Origin of the sequence: Mesorhizobium sp. M0701 (genome assembly GCF_040320365.1) — a bacterium.
Taxonomy (GTDB): Bacteria; Pseudomonadota; Alphaproteobacteria; order Rhizobiales; family Rhizobiaceae; genus Mesorhizobium.
This window is the reverse complement of the sequence record NZ_JAMYPO010000014.1, coordinates 118071-143024: the sequence shown is the minus strand read 5'-3', so window position 1 is coordinate 143024 and position 24954 is coordinate 118071. Positions and strand designations below refer to the sequence as shown.

The window sequence follows — 24954 nt, the reverse complement described above, 5'->3', positions numbered from 1 at the left end:
GGCCTTCCGGGTCGGCGCCCGACAGCGTGAACTCGTCGGTGTGGCAGATGCCGGTTGCCTTGATCTCGACCAGCACCTCGCCATCGCGGGGGCCTTCGAGGTCGACCTCCATGATCTGCAGCGGCTTTCCGGCGGCAACGGCGACAGCGGCGCGCGTTTTCATCAGGCAATCCTCCCATGACGACCCATAGAGTTTCTCATTCCGCCATTGCTGCGGATGAGACCGCAATACGCTCATTCATCGCCGTATCCCCGCGAAAAGGAATAGGACTAAAGCAGACACGTAAGTCCACTTGCAGGGCTTTGATAAATCTTGTGGCGTCCGCTAAGCTCATTGTGGGCACCTTGAATTCGCGCTGGTCCGGGAACAATCGGACTTTAGTGCAAGAATAGGCAGTTTTATCGATGACGAGCGCGGTGCCAGGCACTCTCGCGGCCTTTTTGTGCTTTTTTTTCCAGACCGCCAACGTTACAGGCGTGATGGCCCAGGAAGTGACGGGCAAGCAACCGCTCGCTGCCGACAGGCCGGAAAGAAAGATAGCCGAAATCAGAATAGGTTATTTGCGGGCCTACGCGCCGCAACTGGCGCTTTCCCTGCTGGACCTGCCGCCACGCGACGAAGGTGTCGCCGGCGCCAATGTGGCGATCGGCGACAACAACACGACAGGAAAGTTCCTCAGCCAGAAATTCAGCCTCGACATAGCCGAGGTCAAGCCGGACGCCGACGCGGTTCAGGCGTTCAACGATCTGATTGCCAAAGGTGACCGCTATGTTGTCGCTGACCTCTCGGCCAGGCAATTGCTGTCGATCGCCGACATCGCCCGCGACAAGGGCGTTCTGGTCTTCAATGTCGGTGCCACAGACGACAGCCTGCGCGAGGAAGACTGCCGCATAAACATTTTCCATGTGGCGCCGACACGAAGCATGCTGGCTGACGCGCTGGCGCAGTATCTCGTGATAAAGAAATGGCCGAATTGGGTGCTGCTCTATGGTTCGCATGAGCGGGATCATCTCTATGCGGCCGCGTTGCGCCGCGCGGCGGCTCGCTTCGGCGGTCAGATCGTCGCCGAGAAGGAGTTCAAAGACACCGGCACGGCGCGCCGCACCGACACCGGCGCCACGCAGATACAGCAGCAGATTTCCGTGTTCACGCAGGATCTGCCGGAGCATGACGTGGTGCTTGTCGCCGATGAGAGCGAGGTGTTCGGAACCTATGTGCCCTACCGCACCTGGACACCGCGGCTGGTCGCCGGCACGGCCGGTCTTGTCGCATCGTCCTGGCATCCCGCGAGCGAGCAATGGGGTGGCATTCAAATGCAAAGCCGTTTCCTGAGGACGACCGGCCGGCGAATGCTGTCCAAGGATATGTCGGCCTGGACGGCGGTGCGGGCGGTGGGCGAAGCGAGCACACGGACCAATGGCGACGATCCGAAGAAGATCAGCGACTACATCCGCTCGGACGATTTCTCGGTCGCCGCCTTCAAGGGACAGAAGCTGACCTTCCGCAAGTGGAACCATCAGCTTCGCCAGCCAATCCTGCTCGGCGACACCAAATCCGTGGTCTCGACATCGCCACAGGAGGGTTATCTCCACCAGATCTCCGAGCTCGATACGCTCGGCGTCGATCAACCGGAAACGAAATGCGTCCTTAAGTAGAACCAATCGGGAGGAATTTTCGTGCAGAGACGAGCTTGCGCACTCACCATTCTCGGCTTCATGGCCAATCCGGCGTGGGCTTACACCGTTTATGTCTCCAACGAGAAAGACAATACGATAACGGTCGTCGACACGGCGACGATGCAAGTGGTGAAGACCGTCGAAGTCGGCCAGAGGCCGCGCGGTATCACCATCTCGCATGACGGCAAGTTCATCTATTTGTGCGCCAGCGATGACGATACGATCGAAATCATCGATACCGCGACGCTGCAGATCGTTGGCACGCTGCCATCGGGCCCCGATCCCGAACTGTTCGTGCTTTCGCCCGACGGCAAGACGCTCTACGTCGCCAACGAGGACGACAATCTCGTCACCGCGATCAATGTCGAGAGCAAGCAGGTCATGACCGAGATTCCCGTTGGGGTGGAGCCTGAAGGCATGGCCGTCAGTCCCGATGGCAAAACCATGGTCAACACCTCCGAAACCACCAGCATGGCGCATTTCATCGACACCGACAGCCATGAGGTGACCGACAACGTCCTGGTCGACACGCGTCCGCGCTTTGCGCAATTCAAGCCCGACGGATCACAGATCTGGGTCAGTGCCGAAATCGGCGGTACCGTCAGCGTCATCGACAGTCTCAAACGCGAGGTGGTGAAGAAGATCCAGTTCGCGATTGCGGGACTGCGGCCCGAAACCATCCAGCCGGTCGGCATCGCAATCAGCGCGGACGGCAAGAAAGCCTATGTCGCGCTCGGCCCAGCGAACCACGTCGCCGTCATCAACACCGAAACCTACGAGGTGGAAAAATACATCCTGGTCGGCCAGCGCGTCTGGCATCTCGACTTCACCCCCGATCAGAAGACGCTGATCACCACCAACGGCAATTCCAACGACATCACCTTCATCGACACGGCGACGGACGAGCCGGTTCAATCGGTTACGGTGGGCCAGCAGCCTTGGGGCGTGGCCATATCGCCCCACTAGACCGCAGCAATGATCAGGGAGGCCGACGTGATGAATATATGCCGCGGGGATGTTGCAAGTGCACTAGATAAGCAGCGCGCCCCGAAGGAGCCAGCGGCATGCAGCATGTGAGGACAAGCGGAGCTGGAGAGGAGGTGGCAGCGCTCGATGTTGCCGGCATCAGCCATTCCTATGGTCCGAAGCGAGCGCTCCAGGACGTCTCATTCTCGATCGCGCCGGGAACTTTCACCGTTCTGCTCGGCCTCAATGGGGCCGGCAAGACAACTTTGTTTTCACTGATCAGCCATCTCTACGGCACCCGCCGCGGATCGATCCGCATCTTCGGCCATGACGTCGGCCGCGCTTCGGGCGAAGCGCTCAGGCGTGTCGGCATCGTATTCCAGGCACGCACGCTCGACCTCGACCTCAGCGTCCACCAGAACCTCTCCTACCACGCCTCGCTGCATGGCATTGGCGGACACCAAGCCCGGCAGCGCATTGCCGCGCTGCTCGATACAGTCAACATGCAGGGCCGTCAGCATGACAAGGCACGCAGTCTTTCCGGCGGCCAAATGCGGCGCATCGAGATCGCGCGGGCGCTGCTCCACCGCCCTTCCCTGCTGCTGCTCGACGAGGCGACGGTCGGTCTCGACATCCAGTCGCGTGCGGGCATTTTGGCCACCATCCGCAAACTCGTCGAAACCGAGGGCATCGGTGTGCTGTGGGCGACGCATCTGATCGGTGAGGTCGAAGACGGCGACCATGTCGTCGTGCTGCGGCAGGGCGACCTGGTTGCCAAGGGTAAGGTGGCCGATGTCGTTGCGACGAGCGGTGCCAGTTCGATCCGCGACGCCTTTTCCAGGCTCAACCGCATCGAAACAAGCGGCATCGCGGAGATGTCGCCATGAGCGCTCCCGCAATGCCGGCAAAAGTCGCCACCCTCACGCCGGTGAAGTTCGAACAGTTTGGGCTCCACCACTACCTCGTTTGCCTCAAAGGGATCGTCGTGCGGGAGTGCCTGCGCTTCCTGCATCAGCGCGAGCGCTTTATATCCTCGCTGGTTCGGCCGCTCGTCTGGCTGTTCATTTTTGCCGCCGGATTCCGGCAGGTGCTCGGCGTATCGATCATCCCGCCCTACAAGACCTACGTGCTCTACGAGGTCTACATCACGCCGGGCCTGTGCGGCATGATTCTGCTGTTTTCGGGCATGCAGTCTTCGCTGTCGATGGTCTATGACCGCGAAATGGGCAACATGCGCACCCTGCTGGTCAGCCCCTTCCCGCGTTGGTTTTTACTGATCTCGAAGATGCTCGCCGGTGTCGCCGTGTCGATCGCGCAGGTTTACGCGTTCCTGATCGTTGCCTGGTTCTGGGGCGTCAAGGCGCCGCCGCTTGGCTATCTCACCGTGCTGCCGGCGCTGTTCCTGTCAGGCATGATGCTGTGCGCGCTCGGCATGCTTCTGTCCTCAATGATCAAGCAGCTCGAAAACTTCGCTGGCATCATGAACTTCATCATCTTTCCCGGCTATTTCGCTTCTCCGGCACTCTATCCCTTGTGGCGTATCCAGGAGGCTAGTCCCCTGCTCTACAAAATCTGCCTCGCCAATCCATTTACTTACGCCGTCGAACTGATCCGCTTCGCCTTCTACGGCCAGGTTGACTGGCTGTCGCTGGGCGTCGTTGCCGGCTGCACGCTGCTTTTCCTTGCCGCCGCCATCATCGCCTACGACCCTTCGCGCGGCCTGATGACCCGCAAACAGGACACGGGAGGAAATGCCTGATGGCGCGAATGATCCATGTTCGCGGTCTGGCTCTGGTCGCCATGCTCGCGCCGGGCGTCAACGCCATGGCGGCCAACCCCGATCCAGACTGGCCCTGCATGCAGCGCAAGGTGCCGCAACTCTCGCTCGGCCAGATCTGGAGCGGACCGGACCTTCCTTCAGCCGCGAAGGACTGGTCGAAGGACCCCACCATCTCCGCCCTGATCGAGGAAGTGGCAGCTCGCCGGATGCCGATTGCGGAAGCTCAAAAGAAGATCAGGGATTTCGCGGCCTCCTTGCCGGCCGAGCAACGTGCACCCAAAATGGCGATGATGGTGCAAGGCATGTTCGACCACCTGGACGCAGAGCGTTCGCAGGTGATCTCCGGTATTTCCCGCTACGCCCACAAGCAGCTCGAAATGGCCGCCGCGTTGCGCAAGGAAGCGTCCGATGTCGATGCATTGCGGGCAAAGCCGGATGCAGATCCCGAAGAGATCGATCGGCGAACCGAACAGCTGAAATTCGCAACGCGAATTTTCAATGAACGCGTCCAATCACTGACCTACGTCTGTGAAGTGCCGACGATAATCGAGCAGCGGCTTTATCAATTGTCCAAGGCCGTCTCGGAAACGCTCGCCGCGAAGAAATAGAACCTCATTCGATCTTCGCGGCGGATATCACGATCCACGGCCGGGCAGCACGCGCCAGCGCTGAACGAAATAACCGGGATGCGTCTCGATCCACTGGGCTACCAGCGATTGCGCCTGCGTGAAGGCGGTCCCGGGATTCATCGCCAGGCCGTCCACCATCTGTTCGCGTTGTTCACAGGTCTGCGGCACATCCGTCAGGCAGACCATCATAACGAGCGTGTAGAGCATTACCCCTTGTCCCCTTCGATTCCCGAGGGAGTTTCCGTGATACCGACCAGTCTGCAGGGATCGCACATACGGATCACTTACGGGTGTGAAAGGAACGTGGCCCCCGCTCTTTCGCGCCGCAATATAACATGGCGCTAATCTAACGCCAACGACCGCAGGGCTCGGTCGCGGACGCGCGCGCATCGAAGATGCGCGTCCGGCTGTGCCAGTGCCAAAAAATGTGAACTCCTGGAACGCGCTCTCGCATGGGCTCGACCGAAACAGGAATATCATTGTTGTCGACCTCAGACCGGCAGTCCGTTCTGCTTTCGCAGGCTCTTGTCGAAAGCGGATGCGGGGACGAAACGGCGCAGGAAACTGACCTGGCGCGCCATTTTTCCAGCCGCATAGCGCCCCTTCGGAGCGGGATCGGTCGCAGCCGCCAAAACGGTCCTGGCCACCACTTCCGGCGCATCGCCTTTTTCCATCGCTTTCCGCACAGCTGCATTCATGCCGGCGCGCGCAGAGTCATAGATGTCAAGCAACTGATCCGGCCTGGCGAGATTTTCTTCAAATGAGGTGCGGGTATAGGCGGGCTCCACCAACACGACGCGAATTCCGAAAGTACGCAGTTCGTGGTCGAGCGATTCGGAGTAGCCCTCAACGGCATGCTTGGTCGACGAATAAAGCGCGAAATAGGGAGCTGGAATGAACCCCTGCACCGAGCTCAAATTGACGATTCTGCCCTTGCCTTGGCGGCGCATTGTCGGCAACACCGCTTTGGTTACTCGCATAACGCCAAAGACGTTCACGTCAAACAACGACTTGGCCTGGGCCATCGAGGACTCCTCCGCGCCACCAAGCAGGCCAACGCCGGCATTATTGACAAGCAGGTCAATGCGCCCGGTCTCGGCCAGCACGTCCTGGACAAGTTTCGCCACGGACGTGTCATCGGTCACGTCACAGGCCAGCATGGTAACGCCATCGGATCGGTCGACGACCGCGCGACGGCTGGTTCCGAACACGCGAAAGCCCGCGTTCTGCAGGGCTTTGGCCGTTGTGTGCCCGATACCGCTGGATGCCCCCGTCACCAGGGCGACGCCTAGATTGGTCTTGTTCATGGAGGGTCACTTCTTTCTTCGTTTTGGATTGGCGTGGGAGAAGCACGACAGGTCGGAGCGAAAGGCGTCAATCATGAGCGCCTCCGGTACTCGCGCCGGCCAGATCATCCGTCCAGCGCCGGAACAGCGCGCTGGCATTAACGCCTCCGAAGCCGAAGCCATTGGAGATTGCATAGCCCATCGCCATCGGCCGGGCCCGGTTTGCGACGAAGTCGATCCCGTCGCCGGCCGGATCGGGAGCGCTCAGATTGAGGGTCGGCGGTGCCATCTGATCCCTGAGCGCCAGGATTGCGAAGATTGCTCCAAGCCCGCCGGCGGCTCCGAGCAGGTGTCCGGTCGCCGATTTCGATGCACTGACAGCTATCGCGAAATCGCGCCCGAACACGCTCTTGATCGCTTCGATCTCACCCAGGTCGCCCACCGGCGTGGAGGTCGCATGGGCATTGAGATGACGAACCTCGCGGGGCGAAATCCCTGCTTGGGCGATTGCGATCTCCATGGCCCGGCGCGCACCGTCGCCGTCCTCGGGACCGGAGGTGACGTGATGAGCATCCGCCGTCGTGCCGTAGCCGACAAGCTCGGCCAGCGGTCTTGCGCCGCGCGCCAGCGCGTGGCTCAATTCCTCGATGACCAGCATGCCGGCTCCTTCGCCCATGACGAAGCCGTCCCGCGACTTGTCGAACGGTCGGGAGGCCTCATCAGGACGGTGATTAAAGGACGTCGAAAGAGAGCGTGCCGCAGCAAACCCACCGAGGCTGACAAGATTCATGCATGCTTCCGTCCCGCCGCACACGGCAATATCGGCCTCGTTGGCGCGGATTAGGCGAGCCGCATCGCCGATCGCCTGAATGCCGGCCGCGCACGCCGTCACGGGTGCACCGAGCGGACCTTTGAAGCCATAGCGGATCGAGACGTGGCCTGCCGCGAGGTTCACCAGGAAGGACGGCACCGTAAAAGGTGATAGACGGCGGACGCCGCGCCGGTCGACCGTGCGCACCGCCTCGGTTATGGCCGGGAACCCGCCGACGCCCGAGGCGATGATCGTGGCCGTGCGCAAGCGATCCGCTTCCGAGACGGGGGCCCATCTTGCTTGGGCGAGCGCCTCTTGTGCCGCGGCCAGCGCAAAGAGAATGAACCGGTCTACCTTGCGCTGATCCTTCGGCGGAAGGATGGCTTCCGGATCGAAACCAGCGTCCGGATCTTCTTCTGTGGAGGGCACCACCCCGCCGACCTTCGCCGGCAGGTCGCCCACCACATCATCCGCAAGCCTCCGGATGCCCGAGCGGCCGGCCAGGAGACGCGACCAGGACGTTTCAACATCGGCAGCAAGGGGCGTAACCGCTCCCATGCCCGTAACAACAATCCGTCGCATCTATTTTCCTGTCAGTTTGGGCGCGCCGCAGGCGCCGCGACGCCGTTCAAGCGCCGGCTGATTCACGAACCTGATTGGCCGCCGCATCCAGAAAGGCCTGCGCGAGGTCAGGATCGTTGATGACGCGCGATAACATCAGCGCACCCACCATCGTCGAGAGAATGGCCATGGCCCTGGTATCGAACTCCCCGCCACCGGTCTCAGCAATGAAACGGCCGAGGATCTCGAGATGCTCCTTGATCCCGGCTTCGAATGGCGCTTTCACGTCCTTGCCCTGTCTGGCGGCATCCGAGCCGAGCGCCACGATCGGGCAGCCGTCCATCTTTTCTCCGCGATGGTCCATACTGAGGTAGAACGCGATCACCGCGCCAAGCGGATCATCAGGGTTTGCCGCAGTCGCGGCCGACCATCGACGGGTGGCGCTCTCCATCGCCCGCCTGGACGCCTGCGCCGCCAGGTCGTCCTTGGATGCGAACTGCTTGTAAAACGCGCCTTGGGTCAGTCCGGCACCCTTCATCAGATCCTTAAGGCCGATACCATCAAAGCCGCGCTCCCGAAAAAGGCGGCTTGCCACGTTGATTACGGTTTCTCGGTTTTCCGCGGCCTGGGTACGACTTACGCGCATTTTTGACCTCTTTTTTAGATTGCGTTCGTAATCTATAGCCTATATAGAGTTCGAACGCAATCTAAAAAAGGAGATATGAAATGATCCGCAAAACCCTGAGCGCATCGCTCCTGGCCGCGCTGTTTCTTGCGACCCCGGCTTTTGCCGAGGAAGCCACCATCGGACGCCCGATCGAGGGCGGCAGCCTGCACGAGGGACACCTTGACATGGTTGTCTACTACGTCCCGGTCGACGGCGGCCTCCTGGAGGTCACCGCCACCTTCGCGCCGAAGACGGGGGGCGATCCGCTGCGCATCGTCATGGGTCTCGCCGACGATGACTCCGTGGCTTTTTCCATGCCGGGCCACCGAGGCTCGCTCTACGCGTTCTCAAGGTCCGGGGATGAGGTGACGGTGTCGACCGAGACTGACATGCATCTGCGGGCCGACGCGACAATACGCTGAGCCAGAGTTCAGACCGCAGCCGGCGTGCTGCTGGCCGTGGGCTCTCGCGTCCGCTCGGCTCGCCACACGGTGCCTCGATCACGCCATCGAATAAGTTTGGGGAGAGGTCAAATGCTATACAGCTATTTTGTCGAGAAATCGGTCCGAGAGAGCTTCGACCACGTCAACGACCATCGCTGGGATGAGGCGGTGAAGGCACTCGCGCCGAATGTCCATCACCGCGTTTCCGGCGCCCACGCACTTGGTGATGAGCGCCGCGACAAAGAAGCCATGCGCCGCTGGTTTGAGCGCCTCGGCCGCGTCCTGCCCAATCTCCATCTCACGGTCATCCACATCTGGGTGAAGGGCTGGCCGTGGCATACCACCGTGTTTGCCCAGTGGGACGGCACCGCAACGCTGCTCAATGGCGACGCGTCGTACGTCAACCGTGGTCTCCACGTGTTCACCCTGCGGTGGGGCAGAGTCTATGCACTTGAGGAATTTTACGATTCACAAGCAGCGGCCCGCGGTCTTGCCGCCCAAGCGGCAGCTGGCCTCGAAGAAGCTGTCGCCGAACCAATTGTAGGCTAGCAGACGCTCAGTCAAAGCCCACCCGTTCCGTGAACGCGGGGGCGCTACCCCGTGGCCCAGCGCTTGGAGGGCGGTCGCCTCGGCTCCGCAAATGCGTGCCACCAGCGATGCCTCGGCTCGTGAACATCGGTCAGGAGGTCACAGCCGATCAGCCGCTGATACACACCATCGTTTGTCTGAAGCGTTTGCCTGGACCGCGCGCCCTAACTCGCGCGACCTCTACTGTTCAGTTCCTCGTGCGGATAGAGCTTGCCGAACAGTGGCAGGTACATCGCGCCCTTGCGCATCAGGAAATCGTGGAAGGTCGCCATCGCCGGCGAGATCGCGTGATCGCTGCGCATCACCGAAAACCATTGCCGGCGGATCGGCATGCCGACGACGTCGAGGATGACCAGCCGGCCAGCCTCGATTTCCGCGGCGATGGTGTGGGCAGAGATGAAGGCGATGCCGAGCCCGGCCATCACCGCCTGTTTGATCGTCTCGTTCGAGCCCATCTCGACGCCGAGATCGTCGATGCGGCCAGGCACGTCGCTCAAAAATATTTCCAGCGAGATGCGCGTGCCGGAGCCGGACTCGCGAATGAGGAAATGCTCCTCGGCGATCCGCTCCTTGGAAATGTCGCGTGCCGACGCCAGCGGGTGGTCGGGCGGTGCGATGATGACCAGCGGGTGATCGCCGAAGACCGAAGCACGCACCGGGACTTCCTTGGCCGGGCGTCCCATCAGCGCGATATCGATGTCGTGGTTCTTCAGATTGTCGATCGTCTCGGCGCGGTTGCCGATGGCAAGGCGCATGTCGATATCGGGATGTTCCTTCATGAAGGCGGCCATCAGCCGCGGTGCGAAATATTTGGCCGTGGAAACGACGCCGAGCCGCAAGCTGCCGGCGCGCACGCCCTTGATTGCATCCATCTTGTCTTCGAGCAGACGAAGCCGCTCCTCGATGGCCTGTGCCGTCTCGACGAAGGCCAGACCTGCGGCAGTGGGACGCATGCCGTCCGACGTCCGGTCGAACAAGGCCAGTTGGAACTCCTCCTCCACCTGCCGCAACTGGATCGTTACCGCTGGAGGAGACAGGCCTAACACCTTGGCCGCGCTGACGATTTTTCCGTGGCTGATGATTGCCTGAACGGTCTTGAACTGCTTGAGCGTGAGGTTTCTCATTGGGCATACTAAAATTTTTTTATTGCCTGAGTAAAGTTATTGAATTTTACTTATCCAGCGTCGTTTGTTCTCCTTTCCCAATCCGGCCGACCCGAGGAGAGGCGGCTGGATCGGGAGGTTACGATGCCAGCGGCAACGCTCGACGCTTTTCTGAACTCCTATCTTGGCGAGCCGGACGAACTGCGCTCCGCCGTCGTAGCGACCATCCGTCAGCTGACGCAGGCGGCCACCACGATCCGCAACACCATCAATCAAGGGGTGCTCGGCACGGCCTTTGCCGGAGCCCGCGGCGCCAATGCTGACGGCGACATCCAGAAGGATCTCGATGTCTTCGCCGATGACATCTTCCTCGACGCCATGCGCCGCGCTCCGGTCGCGCTCTACGCTTCCGAGGAACTGGAGCAGCCGGTGCTGCTCGACAGGCAAGCGCCTCTTGCCATCGCCATCGACCCGCTCGACGGCTCATCCAACATCGACACCAACGTGTCGATCGGAACGGTCTTCTCGCTCCTCCCTGCAATTGGTGCGCCGGATGCGAATCCGGCCGCCTCGTTTTTGCAGGCAGGCGTGAACCAGCTGGGCGCCGGTTTCTTCATCTACGGCCCGCAGCTGGCGCTGGTTCTGTCGCTCGGCAGCGGCACCCATGTCTTCGTTCTCTCGACCAGGCTCGGCACCTTCGTCCAGGCCTATGAGAGCCGGATCATCCCACAGCGAACCCAGGAGTTCGCCATCAACGCCGCCAACTACCGGCATTGGGACGAGGCGGTGCGGCTCTACATCGACGACTGCCTTGAAGGCACCGAAGGCCCACGCGAGAAGGACTTCAACATGCGCTGGATCGCCTCCCTGGTCGCGGACTGCTACCGCATATTGATGCGCGGCGGCGTATTCCTGTATCCAGGCGACAAGCGCAAGACTTACCGCCAGGGACGGCTGCGCCTCGTCTATGAGGCAAACCCGATCGCCTATCTCGTCGAACAGGCGGGCGGTGCCGCCACCGATACGATCACCCGCATCCTCGAAATCGAGCCCGAGAGCCTGCACCAGCGCGTGCCCATGGTTTTCGGATCGGCGCGGGAAGTCGCGCGCATCACCCGCTACCACACCGAGCCGAGCGCCATCGGCGAGCGCGCGCCGCTGTTCAGCCGCCGCGGCCTTTTCAGGGCCTGAAGACCATGTCGGCAAAGCACCCCATCATTACCATCACCGGGTCGTCGGGCGCAGGCACCACCTCTGTCAAGCGCATCTTCGAACTGATCTTCCGGCGCGAGAACATCGGGGCCGCCTTCATCGAAGGCGATGCTTTCCATCGCTACGACCGCGCCACGATGAAGGCGAAGGTGGCCGAGGAGGAAAAGGCGGGCAATCCGAACTTCACCCACTTCCACGCCGAGGCCAATGAATTGGCAATCCTCGAAGAGGTATTCGAGGAATATGGCCGCCGGGGAACCGGAAAGACCCGCACCTACATCCATGATGAGGATGAGGAGAAGCAGTACGGCACGCCGCCGGGACATTTCACCGAATGGCGCGAATTTCCTCCGAGCGACCTGCTCTTCTACGAGGGCCTGCATGGCTGCGTCGTCACCGACAAGATCAACCTGGCCAGGCACGCGGACCTCAAGATCGGCGTGGTGCCGGTCATAAATCTCGAATGGATCCAGAAGATCCATCGCGACCGCGCAACGCGCGGCTATTCCACCGAGGCGGTGATGGACGTGATCCTGCGCCGTATGCCGGACTATGTCCGCTACATCGTCCCGCAGTTTTCGCAGACCGCCATCAACTTCCAGCGCGTGCCGATCGTCGACACGTCCAATCCATTCATCGCGCGCTGGATTCCGACGCCCGACGAATCGATGCTGGTTATCCGCTTCGCCAATCCCCGCGGCATCGATTTCCCCTACCTGCTTTCGATGATCCACGACTCGTTCATGTCGCGGCCGAATTCCATAGTGGTGCCCGGCAACAAGCTCGACCTTGCCATGCAGCTGATCCTGACGCCGCTCATCCTGCAATTGATCGAACGCAAGAACCGTGTGTCGTGAGGAGGACGCCATGAACAGCCAAGCAGCAGCACTGAAGCCCGTCGCCGCCGTCTCGGAACGGGACATGGCCAACGCCATTCGCGCACTGGCGATGGACAGCGTCCAAAAGGCCAATTCCGGTCATCCTGGCATGCCGATGGGCATGGCCGATGTCGCAACGGTGCTGTTCAGCCGCTTCATCAATATCGATCCGTCGGCCCCCAACTGGCCCGATCGTGACCGCTTCGTGCTGTCGGCCGGGCACGGCTCGATGCTGCAGTATGCGCTGCATTACCTGCTAGGCTTTGAAGACATGCCTATCGAAGAATTGCAGCGGTTTCGCCAGCTGGGCAGCCGCACCGCCGGACATCCGGAATATGGCCATGCGCTTGGCATCGAGACGACGACCGGCCCGCTTGGACAAGGCATTTCGACTGCTGTCGGCATGGCGCTGGCGGAGCGCATGCTGGCGGCCCGCCACGGCGCCGATCTCGTCGACCATTTCACCTACGCGATCGCCGGCGACGGCTGCCTGCAGGAAGGCATCAGCCACGAGGCGATCGATCTTGCCGGTCACCTGAAGCTCTCCCGGCTGATCGTCTTTTGGGACGACAATGCGATCTCGATCGACGGGCCCACTTCCCTGTCGACATCGATGGACCAGCCGGCGCGGTTCAAAGCCGCTGGATGGCATGTCCAGTCGGTGAACGGCCACGACACCGAAACCGTTGCGGCGGCAATCGAAGCGGCGCAGCAATCGGACCAGCCGTCTCTGATCGCCTGCCGCACGGTGATCGGCAAGGGAGCGCCCAATCTGGGCGGTTCGGAAAAGACGCATGGCGCGCCGCTGGGCGATGCGGAGATCGCCGCGACGCGCGAAAACATCGGCTGGGCCTTCGCGCCGTTCGAGGTGCCGGACGATACCCTTTTCGCCTGGCGCGAGATTGCCGGCCGCGGTCAAGCGGCACGCCGCGCCTGGGAGCAGCGGCTTGCCGCCTCGCCGCGGCGCCAGGCCTTCGAGGGCGCGGTCGCCGGCGCCCTGCCCGACGCGGTATTCGAAGCACTCGGCGCCTTCCGCAAGGAGCATGTCGGGAAGGCGACCAAGGTTGCAACGCGAAAAGCCTCGGAAATGGCACTCGCTGCGATCAATGGCGCAACCGAACTGACCGTCGGCGGCTCCGCCGATCTGACGCATTCGAACCTGACGATCACCAAGGGTATGAACCGCATCGCGCCGGGCGACTACGCCGGCCGCTACATCCACTATGGAATCCGCGAGCACGGCATGGCCGCAGCCATGAACGGCATCGCACTGCATGGCGGCTTCGTGCCTTATGGCGGCACGTTCCTGTGCTTCGCCGACTATGCGCGCGGCGCGATGCGGCTCTCGGCGCTCATGGGCCAGCGCGTCATCTATGTGATGACGCATGATTCCATTGGTCTCGGCGAAGACGGCCCGACCCACCAGCCGGTCGAGCACCTGGCGATGCTGCGGGCGACGCCAAACCTCAACGTCTTCCGTCCGGCCGACATCATCGAAACGGCGGAATGCTGGGAACTGGCACTGAGAAGCCAGAAGCGGCCGAGCGTGCTGGTGCTCTCGCGCCAGAACCTGCCGATGCTGCGCCAGGGGCACGGCGACGAGAACCGGTCGAGCCGGGGCGCCTACATCCTGCGCGAGCCAGCCCGGCACCGCGCGGTGACGCTGATCGCCACCGGCTCGGAGGTCGAGATCGCTATTGCCGCCGCCGAACGGCTGGAGACCGAGCACGGCATCGCCGCCACGGTCGTCTCGATGCCGTGCTGGGAGCTCTTTGAGGAACAGGATGCGGACTTCCGCAAAGCCGTCCTCGGCCTGGCGCCGCGCATCGCCATCGAAGCCGCAGCACGGCTCGGCTGGGACCGCTGGATCGGCGACACCGGCGCTTTCGTCGGCATGGCTGGTTTCGGCGCCAGCGCCCCTGCCCCGGATCTCTACCGGCATTTCGACATCACGCCCGAAGCCGTCGCCGCAGCGGCGCTGAAGCTCACCATCTAGGAGAAACCGACAATGGCCCGCATCACCCTTCGCCAGCTTCTCGACCATGCCGCCGAGCACGGCTACGGGGTGCCGGCATTCAACATCAACAACATGGAACAGGGCCTCGCCATCATGGAGGCCGCCAGGGCCTGCGATGCGCCGGTTATCATCCAGGCCTCGCGCGGCGCCCGTTCCTATGCCAATGACATCATGCTGGCCAAGATGATGGAGGCGTTGACCGAAATCCATCCGGCCATTCCGCTCTGCATCCATCAGGATCACGGCAACAACGAGGCCACCTGCCTGTCGGCGATCCGCCACGGCTTCACCTCGGTGATGATGGACGGGTCATTGATGGCGGACGCCAAGACGCCGGCGAGCTACGATTACAACGTCGCCATCACCGAACGTGTCACACGCATGGCGCATTGGGTCGGCGCTTCGGTCGAAGGCGAGCTCGGCGTGCTCGGCTCGCTGGAAACCGGCCAGGGCGAGGCCGAGGACGGGCACGGCGCTGAAGGTGCGCTTTCCAACGACCAGCTTTTGACCGATCCCGACCAGGCGGTCGACTTCGTCACCGCCACCCGGGTCGACGCGCTGGCGATCGCCTGCGGTACCTCCCACGGCGCCTATAAATTCAGCCGCAAGCCTGACGGCGGCATCCTGGCCATGCAGGTGATCGAGGCGATCCACGAAAAGCTGCCCAACACGCATCTGGTCATGCACGGGTCTTCCTCCGTGCCGCAGGAACTGCAGGACATCATCAACAACTATGGCGGCGAGATGCCCCAGACCTTTGGCGTCCCGGTCGAGGAAATCGAGCGCGGCATCCGCTACGGCGTGCGCAAGGTCAACATCGACACCGATTGCCGAATGGCCATGGCCGGGCAGTTCCGCCGCGTTGCGACGGAGGACCCGCGCGAATTCGATCCGCGTAAATTCCTGAAACCCGCCATGGACGCCCTGCGCGACCTTTGCCGCGATCGCTTCGAACGCTTCGGCACCGCAGGCCACGCGTCGAAGATCAGGGTGATCGCCATGGATGAGATGGCGAAACGTTACGCCGCAGGAAAGCTCGACCCCCAAATCGCAACCGCGAAAGCCGCCTGAGCGGCAAACAGGAGACCTGCCATGAACAAGATCGACATGCCCTCAGCAGGCACGCTCAAGGAAGGCAAGGAACGCTACAGGTCGGGCGTCATCCCCTACAAGAAGATGGGCTACTGGGAGCCGGACTACCGGCCCAAGGAGACCGACCTGATCGCGATGTTTCGGATCACGCCCCAGCCCGGCGTCGACCACGAGGAGGCGGCCGCCGCCATCGCCGGTGAATCCTCTACCGCGACATGGACCGTGGTGTGGACCGACAGGCTGACCGCCTGCGAGCTCTACCGCGCCAAGGCATTCAAATCCGAGCCGGTGCCGAACACAGGTCCAGGCACCAGGATCGAGCAACAATACTTCGCCTATATCGCCTACGACCTCGACCTGTTCGAGCCCGGCTCCATCGCCAACCTGACTGCATCGATCATCGGCAACGTGTTCGGCTTCAAGGCCGTCAAGGCCTTGCGGCTCGAGGACATGCGCATCCCGGTGGCTTACCTCAAGACCTTCCAGGGCCCGGCGACCGGCATCGTGGTGGAACGCGAGCGGCTCGACAAGTTCGGCCGGCCGCTGCTCGGCGCGACGACGAAGCCGAAGCTTGGCCTGTCCGGCCGCAACTACGGCCGCGTCGTCTACGAGGCGCTGAAGGGTGGCCTCGACTTCGTCAAGGACGACGAGAACATCAACTCACAGCCCTTCATGCATTGGCGCGACCGCTTCCTCTACTGCATGGAGGCTGTGAACAAGGCGTCGGCCGCCACCGGCGAAGTCAAGGGCCATTATCTCAACGTCACCGCCGGCACGATGGAGGAGATGTACGAGCGCGCCGAGTTTGCAAAACAGCTTGGCTCCTGCATTGTCATGATCGACCTCGTCATTGGTTACACGGCAATCCAGTCGATGGCCAAGTGGGCACGCCGCAACGACATGATCCTGCACCTGCACCGGGCCGGCAACTCGACCTATTCGCGCCAGAAGAACCACGGCATGAATTTTCGCGTCATCTGCAAATGGATGCGGATGGCCGGCGTCGATCACATCCATGCCGGCACGGTGGTCGGCAAGCTGGAAGGCGACCCGCTTATGATCAAGGGGTTTTATGACACGCTGCGCGAGGAGCGCACGCCGCAGAACCTCGAAACCGGGCTGTTCTTCGATCAGGACTGGGCCTCGCTCAACAAGGTGATGCCCGTCGCCTCCGGTGGCATCCATGCCGGCCAGATGCACCAGTTGATCCATTATCTCGGCGAGGACGTCATCCTGCAGTTCGGCGGCGGCACGATCGGCCATCCGGACGGCATCCAGGCCGGCGCGACGGCCAATCGCGTCGCGTTGGAGGCGATGATCCTCGCCCGCAACGAGGGCCGCGACTATCTGCGCGAAGGGACCAAAATCCTCGAACAGGCGGCCAGATGGTGCACGCCGCTCAAGGCGGCCCTGGAGACGTGGAAGGACGTCACCTTCAACTACGAATCGACCGACACGGCCGACTTTGTGCCAACCGCAACGCCGAGCTTCTAGACGAAAGGAACCGTCGCCATGATGACCAATCCCGGAAACAAGGTCACGCAGGGACAGTTTTCGTTCCTGCCCGAGCTAACCGATGAGCAGATTTCGGCGCAGATCAAATACGCACTGAAAAACCACTGGGCGGTCAGCGTCGAGTACACGGACGATCCACATCCGCGAAACACCTATTGGGAAATGTACGGCAACCCGATGTTCGACCTGAGGGACCCGGCGGGCATCCTGCTTGAAGTCAACAATTGCCGGAAAGCCATGCCCAACATGTATGTCCGGGTCACCGCCTTCGATTCGACCAAGGGCTGGGAAGCACCGCGCATGTCATTCATCGTCAACCGGCCACCCAATGAACCCGGGTTCCGGCTGCTGCGCCAAGAGCGTGACGGCCGCAGTCAGGGCTATTCGATCGTGCCTTATGCGACCGACAGGCCCGAAGGCGAACGGAGCTAGGCGAACCATGCTGGACGCGATAGCAAAGAGCGCTGCCGCGCAGGGCGAATCGGTTGATCTACAGGCCGAGTTCGAGGCGTCCAACATCGACGAGGTGATGGACAAGCTCGACCGCGAACTCGTCGGCCTGAAGCCCATCAAGAACCGCATCCGCGAGATCGCTGCGCTGCTCCTGGTCGACCGGCTTCGCCGCAAGTTCGGGCTGATCTCTGGCGCACCAACGCTGCACATGAACTTTACGGGAAATCCCGGTACCGGAAAGACCACCGTCGCGCTCAGAATGGCCGAAATCCTGCATCGTCTTGGCTATGTCCGCGAAGGGCACATGGTCGCGGTGACGCGCGACGATCTCGTCGGCCAGTATGTGGGCCACACCGCGCCCAAAACCCGCGAAGTGATCAAGCGCGCCATGGGCGGGGTGCTTTTCATCGACGAGGCCTACTATCTCTACAAGCCCGAGAACGAACGCGACTACGGCCAGGAATCGATCGAAATCCTGCTGCAATGCATGGAAAACAACCGTGACGATCTGGTTGTGATTCTTGCCGGCTACAAGGACAAGATGGACCGCTTCTTCGACAGCAATCCCGGCATGCGCTCGCGCATCGCCCATCACCTCGATTTTCCGGACTACGGCGTCAGCGAACTCAAATCAATCGCCGAGATCATGCTGGCGGAACAGAATTACCGTCTCAGCGAAGCGGCGGCCAAGGCGCTCGAAGAGTATCTCCCGATCCGCATGCGGCTGCCGCATTTCTCCAACGCCCGCTCCGTTCGCAATAGCCTCGACCGGGCGCGGCTTCGCCAGGCCAGCCGGCTTTTCGCATCGCGCGACCGGGCGTTGACGAAAATCGATCTTATCACCATCGAGGAATCCGATATTCGCGGCAGCCGCGTGTTCGCGGAAGGTAAGCTCGAAGGCGAACCGGAGACCAAGGCGCGCTGACAAGATGACGGCGGTTGGTGTGCAGCGACCGGAAACGGACGACAGAATGGGAGCCGACGACCATGGATACCAAAACAATCATCGCGCCCTCGGTGCTTTCCGCGGACTTCTCGCGGCTCGGCGACGAGGTCGAAGCGGTCGTCCGGGCGGGTGCCGATTGGATCCATCTCGATGTGATGGATGGCCATTTCGTGCCCAACATCACCTTCGGTCCGCCGGTGGTCAAGGCGATCCGTAATCGAACGGACAAGGTCTTCGATTGCCACCTGATGATCGCGCCGGCCGACGCCTATCTCGGCGCCTTCGCCGATGCCGGCTGCGACATCCTCACGGTGCATGCCGAGGCCGGACCGCATCTCGACCGATCGCTGCAGGCAATCAGAAATCTCGGCAAGAAGGCAGGCGTGTCGCTAAACCCGTCAACGCCGGAAAGCGTCATCGAATATGTACTTGACCGGCTCGATCTGGTGCTTCTGATGACGGTCAATCCGGGCTTCGGTGGCCAGGCCTTCATTGCGGCGGTCGTCGACAAGGTCAGGCGGGTCAAGGCGCTGGTCGGCCATCGTCCGATCGACATAGAGATCGACGGCGGCGTCACGCCCGAAACCGCTCCGCTTGTCACCGCGGCCGGTGCCAATGTGCTGGTCGCCGGCTCGGCCATCTTTAAGGGCGGCACCGAGGCGGCCTATCGCGCCAATATCGGCACCATCAGGCAGGCGGCCGACGGGGCGATCCGGAAAGCGGCGTAAACCGTTTCATCGGAGGGCAAACATTTCATCGGAGGAAAACTTGGCGGCAATCCCACCTGTCTGCGACTTCGGCTGGCGAGCCATCGACGCCGTTTTGCCCGGCGTCGACGGCACATCGCATTCGATCTTAAGCCACGCCGGCCCGAACGGGCTGGTGGTGGCCTTCATCTGCAATCACTGCCCCTATGTGAAGGCGGTGATTTCACGGATGGTGCGCGACGCCAATGACCTCAAGGCCGAAGGCATCGGCTTTGTCGCGATCAACTCCAACGATAGCGACGCCTATCGAGATGATTCCTTCGACAACATGAAGCTCTTTGCCAGGACGAACGGCTTCACTTTCCCCTATCTCCATGACGAGCACCAGACGGTGGCGCGCGCCTACGGAGCCGTTTGCACCCCGGATTTCTTCGGGCTCAACAGCGAGTTGACGCTGCAATATCGCGGCCGGCTGGACGCGTCGCGACGCGACGCCGACTTGCCCGGGCTGAGGCGCGACCTGTTCGAGGCGATGAAGCAGGTTGCCCGAACCGGCGACGGACCGCTTGACCAGATCGCTTCGATCGGCTGTTCGATCAAGTGGAAGGATGCTGCATGAACGTCGGCGCAGGCAGGCCGTTTCGCTCGCCCAAGGCGATCCTGTTCGATCTCGACGGCACACTGGTCGATTCGGCGCCTGATATAGCGGCCGCCGTCAACGAATTGCTGGCCGGACGCGATCTGCCGCCGCTGCGGCTGGATCAGGTCAAGGCCATGATCGGCGGCGGCATCAGGAAACTGGTCGAACGAGCCTTCGCGGCTTCCGGCACGCAGCTCCTCGGCATCGCGCTCGATGAGGCCAACCGGGTCATGGCGCCGATCTATCGCAGGCATCTGACCGGCCGCACGAGGCTGATGCCTGGCGTCAGGGAGGTTCTCACGCACTTGCATTTGAGCGGAATAGCCATGGCCGTGGTGACCAACAAGCCGCAACTGGCGGCTCGCGAAATCCTGCTGCATTTTCGGCTGACGGAATATCTCGGCGCGATCGTCGGCGGAGACGCGGTGACATACTTGAAACCGGCGCCAGACGCGCTGTTGCTGGCGCTCGACCTGCTTCAGGTCGAACCTCGTGACACGCTGATGGTCGGAGACAGCAGCGCCGACGTGGCCGCCGCCCGCGCCGCCGGCATGGCAGTCATTCTGCTGCGTGGCGGATACAGCCAAATTCCCGTTGAAGAGCTTGGCGCCGACCTCGTTTGCGACAGCCTGTTCGATCTGCCGTCCGCGATGCAGAGGCTGCAAGACGCTGCGTGACCCCAAGCGCAGCCCAGCCAACGCCGGCCGAGCGCAGTCCAACGGCCGGCAGTACCGCGTTATTTTGAGAATTGTTTCAGATAAGCAATGACGTTGGCGATGTCCTCGTCTTTCTTGAGGCCGACAAACGCCATCTTGGTTCCTTTGACCATCGCCTTGGGATCGCGAAGGTAGGTCGTCAGCGTGGCCTCATCCCATTTGACGCCGGACTTGCCGGCCTCGGTCATGGCCTTGGAATAGCTGAACCCCGGATGCGTCCCGGCCGTTCGGCCGATAACGCCGTTCAAGGACGGACCGACCTTGTTCTGGTCCTTGTCTGCGACGTGGCAGACCTTGCATTTGGCGAAGACCTTCTCACCCGCCGCGGCATCCTGTGCCTGAGACTGGGTAGTGACAAAGGTGGCGACGGACACGGCGGCGAAAAATGCGACTGCGCGCATGGCATTTCCTCATTGATCGTGTGAGTGCCCGGGACACTTTACGCGTGTCGATGCCTTGATCGCCGGCATTCGTGTTTAAGCGGGAGAGCGAACTATTCGTCCTTCCTCCCCGGACTGGCAGCACCTGCACGCCTCGAAAAGCTAGACTGCCGATGAAGGAAGTCAATCGTACAAAGGTCCTGTTTCGTTTCCCGACTGCGCGAAGGGAGGTGTGTAGCGACACGCGGTCCACATCATTGACGCCTGTTGGCCGAACGCGTAGCCTCACTCCAACCGGTTTGCTGTTTGGGCACCTTCAGGAATCCGCGCAACTCCAAAGCACGAACTCTGGAGAGTTCGCCGCGCAGGCGACGATAAGTGCCAAATGGACATGGTCGATCTCATATTAACGGTGTGCCTTAGCGCCAATCCGGGCAATTGCCGAGATGAACATCTCTATTTCGAGAGCCGCGGCTCTCTGTTCCAATGCATGTTCCTGGCGCCCGCCGAGATCGCAAAATGGTCTCAGGAACATCCGAGTCTCAAGGTCGTGCGCTGGAAATATGCCCTTCCGAGCAGGGAACGAGCGATTTGATCGACATTCCTGGTTCGTCCACGACCCTAAAAGAGGAGACGCCATGATGATTTCGCGGCGCACGACGCTGCGCTTGGCGGCTCTGGGGGCCATCCTCGCCTCAAAGCCGGTTGCCGTCTTTGCGGCCGCTAAGGTCCGAATTGGTGTCCTGAAGTTCGGCACCGTGAGTTGGGAACTCGATACGTTGAAACGCCACAAGCTCGACGAGGCCAACAGGATCGATCTGGAAATTGTCTACTTCGCCGGGGAGGATGCGACCAACGTTGCGCTGCTGGCCGGCGCGATCGACATGATCGTGACCGACTGGCTGTGGGTCTCGCGCCAGCGCTCCGAGGGCGGCGACCTTACATTGGCCCCTTATTCGACCGCCGTGGGGGCAATCATGGTGAAGGAGGAATCGCCGATCCGGACGCTCGCCGACCTCAAGGAAAAGAAAATCGGTGTCGCCGGCGGCCCGCTCGACAAGAGCTGGCTACTGGTCCAGGCGCTTGCCAGACGCGATCACGGCCTCGACCTGCCGACAGCCTGTGACGTCGTCTTTGGCGCGCCGCCGCTGATTTCTGAAAAGGCGATGCAAGGCGAACTCGATGCCGTGCTCAATTTCTGGCATTTCTGCGCCCGGCTCGAGGCCAATGGCTTTCGTCGGTTGATCGGTGCGGATGACGCGACGAAAGCGCTTGGTGCCTCGGGCCCCGTGTCGGCACTCGGCTACGTCTTCCACGACCAATGGGCGAGCGACAATCCGGATGCCGCCCGGGGCTTTTTGAAGGCATCCAAGCAGGCCAAGGACTTGCTGGCCAGATCCGATGATGAATGGCTGCGCCTGGCGCCGCTCATTCGCGCAGAAGGCAAGGAGCTGGAAAAACTGCGCGACCGCTATCGCCAGGGCATCCCCAGACGGCCGGTCGCCGAAGAAGCGGCCGATGCGGGCAAACTCTATCACGTGCTGGCCGCGATAGGCGGCGAGAAGCTGGTTGGCAGGGCACCCGAGATGGCGCCCGGCACGTTCTGGCCGGAACTCGCGAAATGACCGCAACGGAAGGCAAGTCGCGTCGATCCGGCTTTGCGACGGCGCTGAGGCCAGCGCTGACGGTAACGCTTTCCCTGCTGGGACTTTGCCTGCTGTGGAGCCTCGCGGCCAATCTGTGGCAAAGCCGCGCTTTCCCCTCACCAGGGCAGGTCTGGCAGGTGCTGCTCAGGGAAGCGGCGAGCGGCGACCTTTTTTATCACCTTGGCGCGACGCTCGGACGGGTTGCTGCGGCGTACGTCGTCGCAATGATTGTCGGCTCGGTCATCGGCGTCATCCTCGGCAGCTACCGCGGTGCGGACCGGTTCTTCAGTCCATGGGTGGTCCTGTTTCTCAACATTCCCGCGCTGGTGGTCATCGTGCTCGCCTATATCTGGTTCGGCCTCAACGAGGCGGCGGCGATTGGCGCGGTTGCCGTGAACAAGATCCCGAATGTCGTGGTGACGATGCGCGAAGGCGCCAGGGCATTTGATCCGCGTTATGCCGAAATGGCCGCCGTCTACCGCTTCGGCCCACTCGAGCGCATCCGCCATGTCCTGCTGCCGCAACTGCAGCCCTATTTTGCCGCGGCCTCGCGGTCCGGCATCGCTCTCATCTGGAAGATCGTCCTGGTGGTCGAACTGCTCGGCCGCTCCAATGGTGTCGGCTTCCAGATCTATCTCTATTTCCAGCTCTTCGACGTCGCCGCCATTCTTGCCTACACGCTGGCTTTCGTGGCGGTGATGCTTGTCATCGAACTCCTCCTGGTGCAGCCCGTTGAACGACATGCAACCCGTTGGCGCGGCCGTCCCGCTTAGGGTCGACATCGCTGAAAAGACCTTCAGGTCCGCGCAAGGCGTGTCGATCACGGCGCTTCAGGGTCTGTCCTTCGAGGTCCGGCCGGGCGAATTCGCTTGCCTGTTTGGGCCGTCGGGCTGCGGCAAGACCACGACGTTGCGCATCCTGCTTGGACTGGACAAAGACTTTTCCGGCTCTTTCCAACTGCCGCAAGGCGGCTCGAACCGCATCGCCGCCGTGTTCCAGGAGCCGACTTTGCTGCCATGGCGGACGGTGGAGCAGAATGTCAGGCTGGCGCTGCCGAAAAGCCTAAGAGCGAAGAGTCTCGACGAGCTGTTTGACACTCTCGGCCTCGCCGGCATGCGCTCGCTCTATCCGGCGGAGCTTTCGCTCGGCCTTGCGCGCAGGGCAGCGCTTGCCAGGGCCTTCGCCACCGAACCGGCGGTACTTTTCCTGGACGAACCCTTTGCCTCCCTCGACGAACAGACCGCCGAGCGGCTTCGGCAATTGCTTTTGACCGTCTGGTCAGCGCGGCCTACGACCGCCTTGATGGTAACGCACAATCTGCGCGAGGCACTGATGCTGTCGGACCGCATCATCGTGCTTGAGCAGCGCCCAGCCCACGTGCTCGGCATGTTCGACGTAAGCCTGCCGCGACAACATCGCAATCCACAGGTGATGAGCGACCTTTTGCGGTCATTCCAGCAAAAATTTCCGGGTGTGGCCTGATCGCCTTACGGCTCGAATACGGATGGCAAGGTATTTCGCAGCCAATGGCCAATAGAAACGGCGGGACTGTGAGGCGCACGGCCACGCGTGCCTGTTCCGCCTGACTAAAAGCAACGTACGTCGGCTTCAGCCTGCGCGCGTTTCAGTTCCGTGCGCGCCGCCTTCGCTGGCGCGCTTTCGCGAAACAACCCTGCCGCCTCCCCTGTCGTCAGCGACATGCTTTTGAAGGTCTCCGCCCTCTCATAGTGATCGTAAGGAAGGATCGAGGCGATAACATCGATCGAGCAGGAACAGCTTTCAAGCGCCTGACGTGTCTGGCCATTTGTTTGCATGCAGCCGAGCACGTAGTCGGCAATCGTTGCCGTCGGGTAGTCTCCCGCGGCGTTGGCCAAGTTCGCAAAGGCCAGCGTCGCCGCAAAGGCCACCGGCAAGGTGAGAGATCCAACAGACCTTATCATGAGGAACCTCCAGTTGGCCTGGACACCATGCATCCAGACGGGATCATCGCTCCAATTGGCGACGTGCCGCAAAGCCAGTCAAGCTCCCATGGCCTGCGTATAGGACCAAAGGAGGAATGCCCTATCGACCGACAAGAGCCCGCTTCATGACCCGCTGCGCACCCTCCTTCATACGTTCATTTCATGCTTCGCTCACCATCGGCAACCAGCGATAAGCACGCATACTTACTCGTAGGTGCCCGGCAGAATATATCGAAATAAAGTCAAATGTGTATCACCTCGAGAATACCGGAACAATATG

29 protein-coding genes and 1 pseudogene are annotated in these 24954 nt (G+C 61.7%); 21 read left to right on the top strand and 9 right to left on the bottom strand.

Annotated features, from left to right (window positions below; genetic code table 11):
* Positions 1-163: pseudogene (locus NKI24_RS16395) on the bottom strand (S-(hydroxymethyl)glutathione dehydrogenase); the annotation flags it as partial.
* Between the two features lie 34 nt (positions 164-197).
* On the bottom strand, positions 198-503 hold the full coding sequence (locus NKI24_RS16390) for a hypothetical protein (RefSeq protein WP_352746684.1): 306 nt from the start codon (positions 501-503) through the stop codon (positions 198-200).
* On the opposite strand from NKI24_RS16390, the gene NKI24_RS16385 reads away from it, so the two are divergent.
* From NKI24_RS16385 to NKI24_RS16365, 5 genes are all read left to right on the top strand, one after another.
* Positions 481-1656 (top strand): lanthanide ABC transporter ABC transporter substrate-binding protein PedA1, encoded by a 1176-nt coding sequence (locus tag NKI24_RS16385; RefSeq protein WP_352450695.1) that lies wholly within the window; start codon positions 481-483, stop codon positions 1654-1656. The genes NKI24_RS16390 and NKI24_RS16385 overlap by 23 nt on opposite strands.
* A 60-nt stretch (positions 1657-1716) precedes the next feature.
* Positions 1717-2643: a YVTN family beta-propeller repeat protein gene (locus NKI24_RS16380; RefSeq protein WP_352450694.1), complete on the top strand. Its 927-nt coding sequence runs from the start codon at positions 1717-1719 to the stop codon at positions 2641-2643.
* Positions 2644-2741: 98 nt separating this feature from the next.
* Complete coding sequence (locus NKI24_RS16375; RefSeq protein ID WP_352746655.1) at positions 2742-3530, top strand: lanthanide ABC transporter ATP-binding protein PedB/LutE; 789 nt, start codon at positions 2742-2744, stop codon at positions 3528-3530.
* Positions 3531-3541: 11 nt separating this feature from the next.
* Positions 3542-4402 (top strand): lanthanide ABC transporter permease protein PedC, encoded by an 861-nt coding sequence (locus NKI24_RS16370; RefSeq protein WP_352746677.1) that lies wholly within the window; start codon positions 3542-3544, stop codon positions 4400-4402.
* Positions 4402-5031 carry a hypothetical protein gene (locus NKI24_RS16365; RefSeq protein WP_352746653.1) on the top strand — a complete coding sequence of 210 codons (630 nt, stop codon included), beginning with the start codon at positions 4402-4404 and terminating at the stop codon, positions 5029-5031. Before NKI24_RS16370 ends, NKI24_RS16365 begins: the two co-directional genes overlap by 1 nt.
* Before the next feature lie 27 nt (positions 5032-5058).
* Here NKI24_RS16365 and NKI24_RS16360 read toward each other — a convergent pair whose 3' ends face one another.
* The 4 genes from NKI24_RS16360 to NKI24_RS16345 all read right to left on the bottom strand — a co-directional run bounded on the left by NKI24_RS16360 (position 5059) and on the right by NKI24_RS16345 (position 8356).
* Positions 5059-5259: a hypothetical protein gene (locus tag NKI24_RS16360; RefSeq protein WP_352746650.1), complete on the bottom strand. Its 201-nt coding sequence runs from the start codon at positions 5257-5259 to the stop codon at positions 5059-5061.
* A gap of 284 nt (positions 5260-5543) precedes the next feature.
* Positions 5544-6359 (bottom strand): oxidoreductase, encoded by an 816-nt coding sequence (locus tag NKI24_RS16355; RefSeq protein WP_352458841.1) that lies wholly within the window; start codon positions 6357-6359, stop codon positions 5544-5546.
* 67 nt (positions 6360-6426) lie between these two features.
* Positions 6427-7731: a beta-ketoacyl-ACP synthase II gene (gene fabF, locus NKI24_RS16350; protein ID WP_352746647.1), complete on the bottom strand. Its 1305-nt coding sequence runs from the start codon at positions 7729-7731 to the stop codon at positions 6427-6429.
* Between the two features lie 46 nt (positions 7732-7777).
* On the bottom strand, positions 7778-8356 hold the full coding sequence (locus tag NKI24_RS16345) for a TetR/AcrR family transcriptional regulator (protein ID WP_352746644.1): 579 nt from the start codon (positions 8354-8356) through the stop codon (positions 7778-7780).
* 80 nt (positions 8357-8436) lie between these two features.
* On the opposite strand from NKI24_RS16345, the gene NKI24_RS16340 reads away from it, so the two are divergent.
* Entirely contained in the window at positions 8437-8799 is a 363-nt protein-coding gene (locus tag NKI24_RS16340; RefSeq protein ID WP_352450679.1) for a hypothetical protein, read from the top strand.
* Positions 8800-8910: 111 nt separating this feature from the next.
* Positions 8911-9369, top strand: a complete 459-nt coding sequence (locus tag NKI24_RS16335; RefSeq protein WP_352746641.1) for a nuclear transport factor 2 family protein — start codon at positions 8911-8913, stop codon at positions 9367-9369.
* A 203-nt stretch (positions 9370-9572) separates the two neighbouring features.
* Here NKI24_RS16335 and NKI24_RS16330 read toward each other — a convergent pair whose 3' ends face one another.
* Entirely contained in the window at positions 9573-10532 is a 960-nt protein-coding gene (locus tag NKI24_RS16330; protein ID WP_352450677.1) for a LysR family transcriptional regulator, read from the bottom strand.
* Positions 10533-10655: 123 nt separating this feature from the next.
* Between NKI24_RS16330 and NKI24_RS16325 the strand changes: the two genes are divergently transcribed.
* From NKI24_RS16325 to gph, 10 genes are all read left to right on the top strand, one after another.
* Positions 10656-11702, top strand: coding sequence for a class 1 fructose-bisphosphatase (locus NKI24_RS16325; RefSeq protein WP_352744716.1), 1047 nt, complete (start codon positions 10656-10658; stop codon positions 11700-11702).
* A 5-nt stretch (positions 11703-11707) separates the two neighbouring features.
* On the top strand, positions 11708-12580 hold the full coding sequence (locus NKI24_RS16320) for a phosphoribulokinase (protein WP_023678839.1): 873 nt from the start codon (positions 11708-11710) through the stop codon (positions 12578-12580).
* 10 nt (positions 12581-12590) lie between these two features.
* Complete coding sequence (gene tkt / locus NKI24_RS16315) at positions 12591-14597, top strand: transketolase (RefSeq protein WP_352746638.1); 2007 nt, start codon at positions 12591-12593, stop codon at positions 14595-14597.
* Positions 14598-14609: 12 nt separating this feature from the next.
* Positions 14610-15689 carry a class II fructose-bisphosphate aldolase gene (gene fba / locus NKI24_RS16310; protein WP_352450674.1) on the top strand — a complete coding sequence of 360 codons (1080 nt, stop codon included), beginning with the start codon at positions 14610-14612 and terminating at the stop codon, positions 15687-15689.
* Between the two features lie 21 nt (positions 15690-15710).
* On the top strand, positions 15711-17204 hold the full coding sequence (locus tag NKI24_RS16305; RefSeq protein ID WP_376705236.1) for a ribulose-bisphosphate carboxylase large subunit: 1494 nt from the start codon (positions 15711-15713) through the stop codon (positions 17202-17204).
* Positions 17205-17222: 18 nt separating this feature from the next.
* Entirely contained in the window at positions 17223-17657 is a 435-nt protein-coding gene (locus NKI24_RS16300; RefSeq protein WP_023678835.1) for a ribulose bisphosphate carboxylase small subunit, read from the top strand.
* Positions 17658-17664: 7 nt separating this feature from the next.
* A complete protein-coding gene (gene cbbX, locus NKI24_RS16295; protein WP_023678834.1) occupies positions 17665-18603 on the top strand; it encodes a CbbX protein in 939 nt (312 codons plus the stop codon).
* A 62-nt stretch (positions 18604-18665) separates the two neighbouring features.
* A complete protein-coding gene (gene rpe, locus NKI24_RS16290) occupies positions 18666-19352 on the top strand; it encodes a ribulose-phosphate 3-epimerase (protein ID WP_352744706.1) in 687 nt (228 codons plus the stop codon).
* Positions 19353-19392: 40 nt separating this feature from the next.
* Positions 19393-19950 (top strand): thioredoxin family protein, encoded by a 558-nt coding sequence (locus NKI24_RS16285; protein ID WP_352746635.1) that lies wholly within the window; start codon positions 19393-19395, stop codon positions 19948-19950.
* Positions 19947-20648 carry a phosphoglycolate phosphatase gene (gene gph, locus NKI24_RS16280; protein ID WP_352450670.1) on the top strand — a complete coding sequence of 234 codons (702 nt, stop codon included), beginning with the start codon at positions 19947-19949 and terminating at the stop codon, positions 20646-20648. The genes NKI24_RS16285 and gph overlap by 4 nt, the downstream gene beginning before the upstream one ends.
* Positions 20649-20707: 59 nt before the next feature.
* Here the strand turns inward: gph and NKI24_RS16275 are convergent, their stop codons facing one another.
* On the bottom strand, positions 20708-21088 hold the full coding sequence (locus NKI24_RS16275; RefSeq protein ID WP_352450669.1) for a c-type cytochrome: 381 nt from the start codon (positions 21086-21088) through the stop codon (positions 20708-20710).
* A 364-nt stretch (positions 21089-21452) separates the two neighbouring features.
* Here NKI24_RS16275 and NKI24_RS16270 point away from each other — a divergent pair, with 364 nt between their 5' ends.
* Genes NKI24_RS16270 through NKI24_RS16255 form a run of 4 tightly spaced genes read left to right on the top strand, consistent with a single transcriptional unit; the run spans position 21453 to position 24195 of the window.
* Complete coding sequence (locus NKI24_RS16270) at positions 21453-21662, top strand: hypothetical protein (protein WP_352450668.1); 210 nt, start codon at positions 21453-21455, stop codon at positions 21660-21662.
* A gap of 43 nt (positions 21663-21705) precedes the next feature.
* Positions 21706-22692 carry an ABC transporter substrate-binding protein gene (locus tag NKI24_RS16265; protein ID WP_352450667.1) on the top strand — a complete coding sequence of 329 codons (987 nt, stop codon included), beginning with the start codon at positions 21706-21708 and terminating at the stop codon, positions 22690-22692.
* Positions 22689-23486, top strand: coding sequence for an ABC transporter permease (locus tag NKI24_RS16260; RefSeq protein ID WP_352450666.1), 798 nt, complete (start codon positions 22689-22691; stop codon positions 23484-23486). Before NKI24_RS16265 ends, NKI24_RS16260 begins: the two co-directional genes overlap by 4 nt.
* Positions 23455-24195 carry an ABC transporter ATP-binding protein gene (locus tag NKI24_RS16255; protein WP_352450692.1) on the top strand — a complete coding sequence of 247 codons (741 nt, stop codon included), beginning with the start codon at positions 23455-23457 and terminating at the stop codon, positions 24193-24195. The genes NKI24_RS16260 and NKI24_RS16255 overlap by 32 nt, the downstream gene beginning before the upstream one ends.
* 104 nt (positions 24196-24299) lie before the next feature.
* Here the strand turns inward: NKI24_RS16255 and NKI24_RS16250 are convergent, their stop codons facing one another.
* The gene (locus NKI24_RS16250; RefSeq protein ID WP_023678826.1) at positions 24300-24653 is read right to left on the bottom strand and encodes a hypothetical protein; all 354 of its coding nucleotides are present in this window, start codon (positions 24651-24653) and stop codon (positions 24300-24302) included.
* Between the last annotated feature and the right edge of the window lie 301 nt (positions 24654-24954).